General features: G+C 64.8%; 12 protein-coding genes. 9 read left to right on the top strand and 3 right to left on the bottom strand.

Translation table 11 applies throughout. The features are described 5' to 3' along the window. Positions 1-17 precede the first annotated feature (17 nt). The 6 genes from GEV06_13635 (at position 18) to GEV06_13610 (ending at position 7,362) form a co-directional block, all read left to right on the top strand. Positions 18-806 (top strand): DUF1080 domain-containing protein, encoded by a 789-nt coding sequence (locus GEV06_13635; GenBank protein MPZ18938.1) that lies wholly within the window; start codon positions 18-20, stop codon positions 804-806. 99 nt (positions 807-905) lie between these two features. Next, the gene (locus GEV06_13630; protein ID MPZ18937.1) at positions 906-1,847 is read left to right on the top strand and encodes a ThuA domain-containing protein; all 942 of its coding nucleotides are present in this window, start codon (positions 906-908) and stop codon (positions 1,845-1,847) included. Further along, positions 1,844-3,163: a hypothetical protein gene (locus tag GEV06_13625; GenBank protein MPZ18936.1), complete on the top strand. Its 1,320-nt coding sequence runs from the start codon at positions 1,844-1,846 to the stop codon at positions 3,161-3,163. Before GEV06_13630 ends, GEV06_13625 begins: the two co-directional genes overlap by 4 nt. Positions 3,164-3,294: 131 nt before the next feature. After that, positions 3,295-5,022 (top strand): dihydroxy-acid dehydratase, encoded by a 1,728-nt coding sequence (locus GEV06_13620; protein ID MPZ18935.1) that lies wholly within the window; start codon positions 3,295-3,297, stop codon positions 5,020-5,022. A gap of 235 nt (positions 5,023-5,257) precedes the next feature. Next, positions 5,258-6,202, top strand: coding sequence for a DUF3500 domain-containing protein (locus GEV06_13615; protein ID MPZ18934.1), 945 nt, complete (start codon positions 5,258-5,260; stop codon positions 6,200-6,202). Between the two features lie 47 nt (positions 6,203-6,249). Then, on the top strand, positions 6,250-7,362 hold the full coding sequence (locus GEV06_13610) for a hypothetical protein (GenBank protein ID MPZ18933.1): 1,113 nt from the start codon (positions 6,250-6,252) through the stop codon (positions 7,360-7,362). Here GEV06_13610 and GEV06_13605 read toward each other — a convergent pair. The 3 genes from GEV06_13605 to GEV06_13595 are packed head-to-tail and all read right to left on the bottom strand — an operon-like array spanning position 7,334 to position 11,029. Then, positions 7,334-9,826, bottom strand: a complete 2,493-nt coding sequence (locus GEV06_13605) for a SpoIID/LytB domain-containing protein (GenBank protein MPZ18932.1) — start codon at positions 9,824-9,826, stop codon at positions 7,334-7,336. The genes GEV06_13610 and GEV06_13605 overlap by 29 nt on opposite strands. Continuing rightward, a complete protein-coding gene (locus GEV06_13600) occupies positions 9,798-10,475 on the bottom strand; it encodes an alpha/beta fold hydrolase (GenBank protein ID MPZ18931.1) in 678 nt (225 codons plus the stop codon). The genes GEV06_13605 and GEV06_13600 overlap by 29 nt, the downstream gene beginning before the upstream one ends. A gap of 8 nt (positions 10,476-10,483) precedes the next feature. Next, positions 10,484-11,029 carry an SET domain-containing protein-lysine N-methyltransferase gene (locus tag GEV06_13595; protein MPZ18930.1) on the bottom strand — a complete coding sequence of 182 codons (546 nt, stop codon included), beginning with the start codon at positions 11,027-11,029 and terminating at the stop codon, positions 10,484-10,486. Between the two features lie 7 nt (positions 11,030-11,036). Between GEV06_13595 and GEV06_13590 the strand changes: the two genes are divergently transcribed. From GEV06_13590 to GEV06_13580, 3 genes are all read left to right on the top strand, one after another. Beyond that, complete coding sequence (locus GEV06_13590) at positions 11,037-11,420, top strand: DUF309 domain-containing protein (protein MPZ18929.1); 384 nt, start codon at positions 11,037-11,039, stop codon at positions 11,418-11,420. Between the two features lie 227 nt (positions 11,421-11,647). After that, positions 11,648-12,634, top strand: coding sequence for a radical SAM protein (locus tag GEV06_13585; GenBank protein ID MPZ18928.1), 987 nt, complete (start codon positions 11,648-11,650; stop codon positions 12,632-12,634). Positions 12,635-12,831: 197 nt separating this feature from the next. After that, on the top strand, positions 12,832-13,851 hold the full coding sequence (locus tag GEV06_13580) for a radical SAM protein (protein ID MPZ18927.1): 1,020 nt from the start codon (positions 12,832-12,834) through the stop codon (positions 13,849-13,851). Positions 13,852-13,901: the final 50 nt, after the last annotated feature.

The raw sequence follows: 13,901 nt of genomic DNA, 5'->3' as shown, positions 1-13,901 counted from the left end.
GAGGTTGAAAGAGTCTTATGAGGAGTACCAGAATCCCACTCATCGGTGCGATCCTGCTCGCGGCCGCCGCGGTGTCTGTAGGCGCCGCCCAACGTTCGGCATCGCCTGATCGCAGCGATGCTGGAGCCGACATCGCGCCTGACAAAGGCCCCACGATCCCTGAAGGGTTCACGCCCATCTTCAACGGGAAGGACCTCACAGGGTGGCACGTCAGCAAGACGAATCATCATGGGACGACGCCGGAGTTTCGCATCCTGCATGGCCTGATCGTCGGCAGCCAGAATCCGGGCGGAAAGGGCGGCATCCTGCTGACCGACAAGAAGTACAAGAACTTCGAAGTGTATATGGAGGTCAAGCCAGACTGGGGCTGTGACAGTGGCTTGTTCCTGCGCTCGAGCGAGGCGGGCGAGGCGTATCAGGTGATGCTGGACTATCTGCCCGGTGGAAACATGGGCGGCATCTACGGCGAGCGCCTGAAAGGCGTCAGTAGCGGCGGTGACCTGGCGAGCCTGAGCCCTGAGGAACGGCAGGAACGAATGCGCGAGCGCAACGAGACGTGGCAGAAGGCGTGGAAGCGGGAAGCCTGGAATTCCATTCGCGCCCGGATCGAAGGCGACGTCCCTCACATCACCGTCTGGATCAACGACCAGTTGGTGACCGACTTCACCGACACGGCCAATCATGCTGCGGGTGGTGCGACCGACGGCATGATCGCCATTCAAATGCACTACAGCGATGAAGAGACGCCACGCTGGGTCGATGGCGGCTTCTGGCGCTGGCGTGCCATCGCGGTCAAAGAGCTGTGACGGTGGAAGGGGTCAAGGGGTCAAGGGGTCAAGGGGTCAAGGGGTCAAGGGGTCAAGGGGTCAAGGGATAAAAAGGGAAGGAGCAAAGGGGAAGGCAACATGAAGCGACTTCACAACGCAGCATTCGTCGTGCTCCTTGCAATCTGTGTGGCGCCCGTCCACGTGGCGGGCAGCGCGGATCAGCAACCGCCGGAGCAAGCACCAACCGGACAGCCGCCGCCGGACGCCGAGCGTGGCCCTCGCCGGAGAGGACCGCAAGGCCCTCCGTCGTTGCCCCCGTTCGAGAAGACCATCTTGGTGCTCGGTGCCGCCACGGGCTTCCAGCACGACTCGATCTCGGATGGCATGGTCACCATTCGCAACATGGGTAAAGACACGGGCATGTGGCAGGCGTATCTCCGTACCGACTACGAGTGGATCACCAAGGGCAAGGTCGGCGCCAACGGGAAGAATCTCGACGACTTCGATGCGCTCGTGTTCGTGAACACCACCGGCCGGATGGAGCTCAGCGACAGTCAGAAGCAGGACTTGCTCTCGTTCGTCCACGATGATGGAAAGGCGTTCGTCGGTGTCCATGCCGCGCTGGATGCAAACTACGACTGGCCCGAGTACGCGGAGATGATCGGGGGCTGGTTCGACGCGCATCCGTGGAACACCTTTGACGCACCGATCCTCCTCGAGGACCCCACGTTCCCGGCCGTGAGGCACTTCCCCAAGGCCTTCACCAAGCGCGATGAGATCTACCAGGCGAAGCAGTGGTCGCGCGACGAGGTGAACGTGCTGCTGCGGCTCGACGAGACAAAGCTCGATTACGAGAACAACCCACGGATCCGCCGCACGGACCGCGACTTTGCCGTGGCGTGGTCGAAGATGTACGGCAAGGGCCGTGTGTTCTACTCCACGCTCGGCCACACCAACGAGAGCTGGACCGATCCCGACGTGACCACCATGTACTTCGAGGCTATCAAGTGGGCACTCGGCCTCACCGAGGGCAGCACGGAATCGCATCCCAAGGTGGGCCCGGAAAGGACATCGCCATGATCAACAGACGCGGGTTCTTGCAGGCGGCCGTTGCCGGGGCGGCGGCAGCACAGACGCGAGCCATGTTCGGCCGCACGCCGCAGGGTGCCGGCGCGAGCGATCTGATTCGAGTAGGCATCATCGGCTGCGGCAGTCGGGGCAACCAGGTGATGAACGATTGGCTACCACACAAAGACAGCGTGTTCGTGGCCGCCTGCGACGTCGCCAAGACCAAGCTCGAGGAGACCGCCGCCAAGCTGAACGCGGCACAAAGCGGCACCAAGGTGGACATGGTCGAAGACTATCGACGCCTGCTCGATCGGAAGGATATCGATGTGGTGCTCATCGCAACGCCGGATCATTGGCACAGTCCGATGACCGTCGACGCGTGTGACGCGGGCAAGGACATCTACGTCGAGAAGCCGGTCTCCAACGCCATCGAGCCGGCCTTGAAGATGGTCGAGGCCGCGCGCCAGCACAATCGGATCGTGCAGGTGGGGCTGCAGCAGCGAAGTTGGCACCATTTCCAAGAGGCGGCAAAGCTCACGCGGGACGGCTATTTCGGCTCGCTCATCACTCACTGCGTGATGAGCCCGCCGGGCGGTGGCGGAGGCCGGCGCACGCAGCCGCCTGAGACGCCACAAGACCCTCCGGCGGATCTGAACTGGGAGATGTTCCAGGGGCCCGCCGAGCGAAAGCCCTACGTCCCCAGCCGGCAGCGAGGATGGCGTGGGTACTACGATTACGGCGGCGGTTCGGTCACCGACTGGGGCGTCCACCTGGTGGATGTGATGAACTGGTACATGCAGGGAGATACGAAGACGCCTTTGCTCGCGAGCGCGTCGGCGCAGTACGTGCGGAGCCGCCGCGACCCGGAGCGGGCCCCCGACACCTTCTCGGTCACCTGGCAGTACGACCAGTTCGTGGCAACGCTCTCGAATGCCGTCGTGCCGGGGGAAGAAGACGCGCGGGAGCTCTACGGCAACTACTTCTTTGGCGATCGCGGCGTGCTCCTCGTCAACCGCCTTGGCTACGAGGTCAAGCCGTTCCCACGCGATGATCGCCGTCGGCCGCCGGATGCCCCGGAGCCGCCGCCACCACTCGAGCCAAAGAAGTTCCAGGACCCATCGGGGATGTCCGAGGTCGCGGACTCGCAGTTCGGCTCCGCAACCGGTCGGCACGTTCGTAACTTCCTCGACTGCGTGAAATCGCGGCAGAAGCCGGTATGCGACATGGAGATCGGATTCAACTCCACGCTGCCCTGTCTGCTCGCCGTCCTCGCAATCCGCGAGGGCAAGACGATTGCGTGGGACGGGACAACGGCCAAGGCCACGTAAGATCGGCCTCAACAGCGAAAACGGACGCCTCGGCGAGGCGTCCCTACCACGATGCGCGCCTCGGCGGCGCGTCCGACCACGATGGTAGGGCGCGTTCGCCGAACGCGCCGCCCTAGGAATTTCGGAAGATCATGAACGACGACGACAAACAGAAGTATCGGTCGGCCGCGTGGTTTGGCAAGCGCGACAAGGATGGGTTCGTGCACCGGAGTTGGATGCGCGGCTGGCCGACCGACGTGCTCGACGGGCGCCCTGTTATTGGCATCTGTAACACCTGGTCGGAGCTCACGCCGTGCAACGCGCACTTCCGCGATCTCGCGGATCGCGTCAAGCGCGGCATCTGGGAAGCGGGCGGGTTTCCCGTCGAGTTCCCCGTGACATCGACCGGCGAGACCAACATGCGGCCGACGGCCATGTTGTTCCGCAACCTCGTCAGCATGGACGTCGAGGAGTCCATCCGCGCCAACCCCATCGACGGCGTGGTGCTGATGTGCGGCTGCGACAAGACGACACCAGCGCTGGTCATGGGAGCCGCAAGCTGCGACGTTCCGGCCATTGTCGTGTCGGGCGGCCCGATGCTGAATGGGAAGTACTGCGGCCGGGATATCGGATCCGGCACCGATGTATGGCGCTTCAGCGAGGAGGTCAAGGCAGGCACGATGAGCCTCGAGGGTTTCATGGACGCGCAGACCGGCATGTCGCGCTCGACAGGCACCTGCATGGTCATGGGCACGGCTTCGACGATGGCCTCGATCGTCGAGGCGCTCGGGTTGACGCTGCCACACAGTGCCGCGATTCCAGCCGTGGATTCGCGCCGCGCGGTGCTGGCGCATCTGGCGGGCCGCCGGATCGTCGAGATGGTGCGCGAGGATCAGCGCCTCTCGCACCTCCTGACGCGAGAGGCGTTCGAGAACGCCATTCGTGTGTGTGGCGCCGTGGGCGGCTCGACCAACGGCGTCATTCATCTGCTTGCCATTGCCGGCCGCGTCGGCGTCGACATCACGCTTGACGATTGGGACAGGCTCGGACGCAACGTGCCCACCTTGCTGGATCTGATGCCGTCAGGCCGTTACTTGATGGAGGACTTCTATTACGCGGGCGGGCTGCCCGCCATCATCCGGGCCCTGGGCGAGCATGGCTTGATCCATCGTGACGTGGTGACGGTCAACGGCCGGACGATCTGGGAGAATTGTCGAGAGGCGTCGACCTGGAACACCGAGGTCATTCGGCCGTTCGACCGCCCGCTCGTCGCGCAGGGCGGCCTCGCCGTTCTGCGTGGCAACCTCGCGCCCGATGGTGCCGTGCTGAAGCCGTCGGCGGCGTCGCCGCACCTGATGCGACATCGCGGCCGCGCCGTCGTCTTCGAGAGCATCGAAGACTATAATCAGCGTATCGCGGATCCAGACCTGAACGTCGATGCGCAGTCGGTCCTCGTCTTGAAGAACTGTGGGCCCAAGGGCTATCCCGGCATGCCCGAGGTCGGCAACATCGGGCTGCCACCGAAGGTGCTGAGCCAAGGGGTGACCGACATGGTTCGGATCTCCGACGCGCGCATGAGCGGCACGGCATACGGAACGGTCGTGTTGCACGCCTGTCCTGAAGCGGCGATTGGCGGCCCTCTCGCGTTGGTCCAGGACGGCGATGTCATCGAGCTCGACGTGGAGGTTCGGCGCCTCCACCTGGCGGTCTCGGACGAAGAGCTGCAGCGGCGTCGCTCGGGATGGCGTGCGCTCGATCCCGTCATGCGAGGTGGCTATCAAGGGCTGTACGTAGAGCATGTCCAACAAGCAAGCGCGGGCGCGGACTTCGACTTCCTGGTGGGCTGCCGCGGACATGCGGTACCCCGTGAGTCACATTAGAACCCGTGTGCCGATCGTCGCCCACGACATCCGTAGCGCAGGCCTTCAGGCCTGCCAAATGGGCGCGGGCGGCAGGCAGGGCTAAAGCCCTGCGCTACGTACGACACGTTCACCCAGGCTGATAGAGGTCATATCCATGAATCGCTTGAAGCTTCTTCGTGCTTCCCTGGTCCTGGGGCTTTTCGCAGTCTGGCTCGTTGGCCACATGGTCGCGTCGCAGCGTGTGGCGTCCACCATGGCCACAGCCGCCGACCAGTTCCTCGAAGAGCTCGCTCCCGACGAGCGCCAGCGGGCCTCCTTCCCCTTCGATGGTGACGAGCGCACGAGGTGGAACTTCATTCCCACGGAGCAGTTTCCGCGCCAGGGCTTGCCGATCAAGGACATGACCGAGCCGCAGCGAAAGCGCGCGCACACGCTGCTCGAAGCGGGTCTCAGCGCCCGGGGGTACTTGACCGCGACCGCCATCATGGACCTCGAGACGGTACTCAAGGCGATCGAGCGCAGAGGCCGAATCAGCCGCGATCCGGAGCTGTACTTCTTCACGGTGTTCGGGACACCGTCGCCCGACGACGCCTGGGGCTGGCGTGTCGAAGGACACCACGTATCGCTGCACTTCACAATCGTGAACGGCACTGCCATCGCCAGCTCGCCTTTGTTCTTTGGCTCGAACCCGGGTGAAGTTCGCGAAGGGCCGAAGAAGGGCCTTCGCGTGCTCGCCGTAGAGGAGGACACCGCCCGGGAGCTCCTCATGGCGCTCGATGAGTCTCAGCGGGCAACCGCGGTGATCGCCGACGTGGCGCCCAGGGAAATCGTGACGAAGAATGCCGCCGAGGCGGACCCGTTGTCACCGGTGGGCATCACGGCCTCTGCGATGACGCCCGCGCAGCGTGACCTGCTGATGGAGATCATCGACGCCTACACGTCGCACATGGCGGACGACATTCGCTCGGATCGCATGACCAAGCTCCGCGAGGCCGGAATCGAGAAGATTGCGTTCGCATGGAGCGGCGAGAGCGAGCTCGGGAAGAAGCACTACTATCGCGTTCAGGGACCAACGTTCCTGATTGAATACGACAACACACAGAACGACGGCAACCACATCCACTCCGTCTGGCGCGATTTCGATGGCGACTTCGGACACGATCTGCTGCGCGAGCATTTGGCAGCCGTCCGGCACTAGTCCCCGCAGGGTAGGTAGCCTACCCTGAACATCACGGCCGCTCCACTATGACGGTGCGTCATCTCCTGCTGGCCGTGGTGCTGCTGGCGCTACCGGAACCGGTGGCCGCCCACCCGTCGCCGTTCAGCTATCTCGACCTGCACCTCGGTGCGGAGGCTGTGCACGGCTCGCTGGTCGTCCACGACTTCGACGTCGCGAACGATCTGACGATTGTTCCGCCCGACCTGCTGCTCGACCCAGCAGTCGCACGGTCCCATCGGGACGGGCTCGTCGCGCTCCTCACCGAGCGACTGCGGTTAACGCTCGACGGTCGCGAGATCACGCCCGAGTGGCGCGACATCCAACCGCTCGTCGACCAGCAGAGCCTTCGGCTCACCTTCCGCCTGGCGGCGGCTCGCCCCGCTACCCTGCAGATCGACGCTCTCCTGTTCCCGTACGACCCGATCCATCAGACATTCGTGAATGTCTACGAGAATGAGGCCCTCGCCCACCAGGCAATCCTCGATGTTCGAGAGCAACGGCTGGTCTACTACGCTGGCACGATCCAGGGAACGCTCGCGGTGGTGGCCACGTTCGTGCCGTCCGGTATCGAGCACATCCTCATCGGGCCGGACCACGTCCTGTTCCTCATTGGACTACTTCTGCTGGGAGGATCGCTGTGGCGCCTGGCGGGGATCGTTTCGGCGTTCACCCTTGGACACAGCATCACCCTGTCGCTCGCCGCCCTCGATCTCCTCTCACCGCCCGCCGGCATCGTCGAGCCGACGATTGCGTTGAGCATTGTCTTCGTGGGAGCCGACAATCTTCTGGTCGTCAAAGCGCGAGCGGCAGGGGATGATGTCGCCGCGCGCGCGTCCAGGGGCGCGCGTGACATCCGTCCGTGGGTGGCAGCAATCTTCGGGCTCGTGCATGGATTCGGGTTTGCGACCGTCCTCAGGGAGTTCGGGCTTCCCCGGGCCGCGCTCGGCTGGTCGCTTTTTTCTTTCAATCTCGGTGTGGAGATCGGGCAGCTCGCGATTGTCTTGGTGGTCGCATTGGCCCTCAGCGCGATTCGCCGGCACAACCTGCGCCTCGGCGAACGACTGACGCTGGCAGGCTCGATTGGCGTCATCCTGGCCGGCGGATACTGGTTCATCGAACGTGTCTTCCTGACGACGTGACAGTGATGGTGTCGTCGCCCACGGCCCACCAAGGAGTGCCTGCGTCCAAGGAGGTCTCGACGCAGGCCAGGGCTCGGCGTTGTGCGCGCGCGAGGGCCTCCGCGGAGCCGGAACGCCGCAGCTCGGTCTCCGTGGGACACGAAGTATCAGCAGCAGCAAGATGTCCGCCTCCCGTTTCTTCTTTTGACGGCTTGGCGAAGTGCATTGCCATGCCTTCGCGTACCCAGAGAGGCCGGTCGACCAACGCATCGAACGTCAACGCGTGCGACAGCTCGTGCCGCAGGGTCGCCGCCAGCGTGCCGCGACGTTCGAGCAGCTGTAATGGCACGAGGTGAACATCGACTGCCGCGGCCCTCGACTCCCCAGCGGCGCTTCTGGCGTCCCGGCGTGTCGTCGCTCCCGCTGTCCACCACGCGAGACCGGTCGCTCGCTGAAAGCTCTCAATGGTCGGGTGGACGCGCAAGACAATGGCCGGCCGAGGCTGGCCGGTCTGCCTCTGGAGATCGGCGAGCGTCCGCTCGACGAGCGCCGAGAAGCGAGAGCGCGCCTGCTCATCAGCTGCCGGGAGAATGATCCGGACATCTCGGCTGTGCTCGCTCCCGCTGCGGACCTGCACATCCTCGAGGCCGGCTTCGACGAGCCCTGGAAAGTAGGTTTCGACGATCTGCTCCGACGATCGTCCCGTCTGGGCGAGCGTGATCGCGCCTCGCAGACACAACCCAATGCCATGACCACGCCCCCGGCCATCGAACCGATAGCCGGCGGCCGTGCGCGTGATGTCGTACTCGTTGCTCTTCAGGATGTGCCAGCCGAGTCGGTCGCCGAGCAGCCGTCGAAAGCTCTCGGCATCGAGCTCGCTCGGGACCAGACCGTCGAGCCCGAGGCGTGCCACCAAGCCGGCCGGCGTACGAGCCAGGATGCGTAGGTCACGCAGCGTGCCTCCACGAGCACCGGCCGACTGAAGAGCGCGCTCGAGATCGACAGCCGCGACGTTTGTCTGCCACGACGCAACCGGATGTGCGGCCGGATCAGCGCCCTCCCGGAGGTGTTCGAGGCGTTGTCCATCCGGCCAGACATCGGCTGGCATCACGAGCGTGCCGCCGCAGGATGCGCTGTAGAACACCGCAGCAGGTCGAACCTGGTGCAGGGAGCGCTCGGTGCTCGGTGGCTCCACGAGCACGACACCTCTCGTGCGAACGGTAGCGGCCCTGGACGAAGCCGTTTCCGGCCGAAGGACCTGACAGTGAGTAAGGTCGCAGAGATCGAAGCCCTCTCGTTGATGACGACCTCCCTGTGCGAGGGCAAACGTGCGAGCCGTGATCGCAAGCGCCTCGAGCGCAGCGGCCGGTGCGTCTGGCGGTGCCTCACCAGCCACGACCTGGGCCACGTAGTCGTCGAGCGCGAGCGTGTCGACCGAGCCAGCTTGGGCAGAGCGGCCGACCTGCACGAAAGGCCCGTCGGTCGAGCGTGCCGACGCGACGTTCGGCCGCGCTCGCTCGCTCCGCTCGCGTGCCAGGATCTCGGCGGCGATCGCGGCGGCGTCGCGACCAGCCGCACCTGGAGCGCGGACGACAACGCCTCGTGACGGACGATCCGAAGCGTCCGTCGTGACGGCCACCGCCAGCCCTTCGAACCGGCCCGCGCCTGGCGCCGTGCCCGTCTTCGCCCAGCCCTGCAGCTCGTGAGCGGAGAGCGCGGCAGCGGTACCCTCCTCTGTGGCACGCCGCAGGCCCTCGAGAACGACCCGACGAGTGCTGTCGTGAATTGACATCTGCTCACCCTGGACGAGGCGCTGCATCATGGCGAGGAGCGCGCGCGGCGTTGCGGACTCGCCGGCCAAGCCAAGGGCGGCAAGGGGAAGATCGACATCGGCGCTGATCGGTGAGAGACCCAAGGCGAGCGCGGCGCGGTTGAATGCCGCGCGGGGCAGGCGCTTCGCGACCGTGGCGAAGAACACGTTGCAGGAATGCGCCAACGCGTCGGCAGGCGTGAGCGGTTGCCCCAGATCCGGGTGGGCGCAGGTGAGATCGTGTGGAGGCAGATGCAGCGTGCGACTGCAGCGGACGCGGCTCGTCTCGCGGACGACGCCTGCTTCGAGCGCGCCCACCAGCGTCACGATCTTCGCGATGGAGCCTGGCCGAACGGGCTCGTCCAACCGTTCGAGGCGCTGGCTCGCAAGCACCTGAGTGCCCGGCAACGCGAGCACGAGAAAGGCGCTACGGTCGATAGCGGTCTGCAGCGTGTCGTCGGTCTGACCGGAATCAGCCGAGGGAGAGGCAACGGCGGGCGATCGCGTGGGCCTGCTACGGCGTGGCGCCTCGCCGCTCGGGCCGCACGCCGCACCGGCCCACGTGAGAGCGAGCACAACAGCAGCGGCGAGCATCCTTGCGCACCCGTCGTGGCCGGACATGGGTCCCCTTTCCGCCGCGTACTCTTCACGTCGGACGTAGCGCGACGTCGGCATCCAGGCCGAGGAAGGTCGACGTCTCGCGCCACATCAACTCCATGTGGTTCAGCAGCTGATGACCATCCTCGAGCAGGTGCAGCGTGACATGCGATTTGCGCGCGCGCGCAAATCGTGCAACCGCGTCGGCGTCGACCAGCTCGTCCCGCCGCCCCTGGAATATGAGTGTCTGCACGCGCACATCGACTCCTTCGGAATCGTAGCGGGCCGCGTCCCGATAGATCTCGAAGTGGATGCGCCGCACCTCGCCGTATGCGTGGTGAAGCACCTCGCGCCAGCCAGTCCGCTCCCACTCGCAAAGCTCTCCCTCCGTCAGCCCGAGGCGGTCGTGGCCGAACTCGAGCGCCGGCGCGAGCAGTACCACGCGGTCGACGGGATGCGTTGCGTCCGGATGCAGTCGCACCGCCGTACGCCACGCCACGAGCGCGCCAAGGCTCGAGCCGATCAAAACGACGCGGTCCGGCGCCAGCCGACGCATCGCATCCTCGGTGGCCTGCAGCATACGAGTCACCGTGAGCGTCGAAAAGTCTGGCTCGTTGAGATCCGGGCAGTGGAGCGTCAGACCCTTGGTCGCCAAACGCTCGGCGAAGAAGCGGGCCTTCGACGAGCTCGGGGAGGAAGCGAAGCCGTGGAGGTAGAGGACGTGCATCTAGTGGGCTAGAGCATATTCTGGCACCCGGGACGGCAGCCGCACGGGATCTCGGCAGCGCCCTCGGTAAAGTAGTTGTAGGTCAGCTCTTCACCCCGTCGAATGACGCGGGACGCGCAGATCCAGATCAAGCCACGCTCGATGCGGCTATGGCAGTTGGGCTGGCACGAGTGATTGATGAAGCGGGCGATGTTGCCCCCGACGCCGGCATCAATCACCCAGAGACGATTGAGTTGAAAGCACCAGATGCAGCCCTCTTCCAAGTATCTTTCTTCACGCGGCGTTGCTCGCGAATTGGCAACGAGCTCCCCCGCGTAGTCCACGATGCGCTTGTTCTTCGAGATTGGCTCGAGCGCGAAGACGCCCCATCCGTGCACGCGCGAGCGCCGGCGCTCGATCGCCGGCGGCTCGAGCCGCGGTGGCGCCGTGACGATGAGCCGTCCTTGGACGAGGCGAGCATGAGACGCCGCCTCCGATCTGGTACGCTTTAGCCATTGCCGCTTGGACCACTTCCTCGGTTGTGATCCGTTCGTTCCCAAGTTCGCCCTCCGCATTCACCCAATGTGCTGCAGCGACCCCACGCCGCCCCTCCTGCTTCAAGGCATCGAGGAGCTCAATGCCGGCCGGTACTTCGAACAGCACGAAACGCTCGAGATCCTGTGGCGCGCTGAAACGCGCCCTGTGCGCCGATTGTATCAGGGCGTCCTCCAGATCGGCGTTGCGTTTCACCATCTGCAAGATGGCAACTATCACGGTACGGTCTACATGCTGACGCGCGGCTCCAGTTATCTGCGTGACCTGCCGCCCATCTGTCTCGGCGTCGACGTCGCGCGGCTCTTGGTTGACGCCGCACGTGCGCTGGCCGAGGTCGAGCGCCTCGGTCCCGCGCGTCTCTCCGAGTTCGCCTGGTCGCTCGCGCCGCGCGTGAGGTTGGTGACGAGGTGATCAGGTGAGGGGGTGAGGGGGTGAAGGGTGAGGGGGTGAGGGGGTGAGGGGGTGAACGGGTGAACGGGTGACAAGGTGAACGGGCAGGACGAACTGCGTGCCTTCGGCCATTGTCACCTTGTCACCTTGTCACCCTCTCACCCTCTCACCCTGTCACCCTCTCGCCCTGTCACCCTGTGACCTTGTGACCTTGTGTCATACTGGGAGCCACTTCGGCGAGGAGGCACATGGAAGGCATCATTCGTGCGTGGGGACGCATCCTTCGCGGCTACACGCCCAACCTGTCGATCGAGATCACCCGCGAGTGCCCGCTGCGGTGCCCTGGCTGCTATGCGTATGGCGATGATCACCTCGGTGGCGAGGTCAATCTCCGCCAGATGAGCGACTATCGCGGGGACGCGCTGGTGGACGGCGTCATCAAGCTCGTCCGTGAGCACCGCGCGCTTCACCTGTCCATTGTTGGCGGTGAGCCGCTCGTCCGGTATCGGGAGCTCAACGTGCTCCTCCCAAAGCTCGAGGCAATGGGCATCTACACACAGGTCGTCACGAGCGCGGTCCGGCCGATCCCGCCCGAGTGGGCGGCCATTCGCCGCCTCCAGATCGTTGTCTCGATCGATGGGCTCCCACCCGAGCACGACGTGCGCCGCAAACCGGCCACCTACGATCGCATCCTCAAGCACATCGTCGGACAACAGATCACGGTCCACTGCACGGTGACACGCCAGCAGGTCGGTCGAGACGGATACCTCGACGAGTTCATCGACCTGTGGTCGCGCAACGACGATACGCAGCAGATTTGGGTCAGCCTCTACACGCCCCAAGTCGGCGAGCAGTCTCCAGAGATGCTGACCCCCGAGGATCGCCAGCGCGTCGTCGGCGACCTCCTTCGTCTCCGCGCGAAGTATCCGAAGCTCGCCATGCCCAAGGGTATGATCGAGGTCTACTCCGAGCCGCCTCCGTCACCGGAGGAGTGCATCTTCGCCAAGACGACGACGTGCATCTCGTCAGACCTCGAGGCGCGGGTCACGCCTTGCCAGTTTGGAGGAGAGCCTGACTGCTCGCAGTGCGGCTGCATCGCGTCGGCGGGGCTGGGAGCGGTCGGTCGACATCGGCTGCGTGGCGGCTTGCGCGTGGGAGCGATCTTCGACACGTCGTTCAAGGTCGGCGCAGCCGTCAGGCGGGTCCGCGACCGGGTGTCCTCGGCGAGCAACTAGTAGCGGTAGGGACGCGTCGCCGAGGCGTCCTTTCGACCCGATGAACCCGGATTCTCGCCCGTTCAGCGGTCCATCAGGGTGCCTCAGGCCGGCCAGCTGCTACAATTTCGGCGAAAAGGGGACAGGCCGCCCTTCCGCGGCGACGCTCACTCAGTATGCCGGTTACTGCCCTGGCACCGCTAAAGCCTCGACGTCTCATGACGCACCTGCGCGTGCGCGCCGAGCGCAAGGCGCGGCTGGTCCGGAAGTTCGCGCGTGGATTCGTCGAGACGTCGCATCCGCTCCTCGTCCACATCATTCCTACGCGCCGCTGCAACATCGAGTGCGGGTATTGCAACGAGTACGACAAGGTCTCGCAGCCAGTGCCGACCGAGGTCATGCTGGCGCGCATCGATCAGCTCGCTCGGCTGCGCGCTTCTGTCGTGGCGTTCAGCGGAGGAGAGCCGCTGCTGCATCCCGATCTCGACCAGCTCATTGGCCACATTCGATCGCGCGGGATGATGGCCGGCTTGATCACCAACGGCTACCTGCTGTCGCCCAAGCGGATCGTTGCGCTCAACGACGCCGGGCTGGACTTTCTCCAGATCAGCATCGACAACGTAGAGCCCGATGAGGTTTCGAAGAAGAGCCTACGGCTGCTGGACAAGAAGCTCACATGGCTCCGCGACTACGGCGTCTTCGATGTCAACATCAACTCGGTCGTGGGTGGCGGCATCAAGAACCCAGAGGATGCCCGCACCATCACACGACGGGCGCGTGAGCTCGGTTTTTCGACGTCGATCGGCATCATCCACGACGGGAACGGTCATCTGAAGCCGCTCGGGCCGGTCGAGCGACGCGTGTTCGACGAGGTTTCGCGCGAGATCAGCGGTGGCTGGCAGATCGTCAAGAACCTCTATTCGGGGATCCGTGGCTTCCAGGACAATCTGGCGGAAGGTAAGCCCAACGTGTGGCGCTGCCGTGCGGGGGCGCGCTACCTCTATGTGTGCGAGGACGGTCTCGTCCATTACTGCTCACAGCAGCGCAGTTATCCTGGGGTCCCGCTGATCGGGTACACAGTCGATGACATCAAGCGAGAGTTCCTCACACCCAAATCGTGTGCGCCGTTCTGCACCGTCGGCTGTGTCCACCGCGTGTCGATGATGGACTTCTGGCGAGCACCGCAGAGTGTTCCGGTGCCGCCGAGCATGCCGGTGGACGGGAGGGCGGAGCTTTAACCCCGCCAATTTTACGGCGGTCCTACTTTTGGATCATGGTTTACGTTAAC

It is taken from the genome of Luteitalea sp., assembly GCA_009377605.1.
Lineage (GTDB): Bacteria > Acidobacteriota > Vicinamibacteria > Vicinamibacterales > Vicinamibacteraceae > WHTT01.
This window is presented reverse-complemented; position numbering and strand designations above follow the sequence as displayed.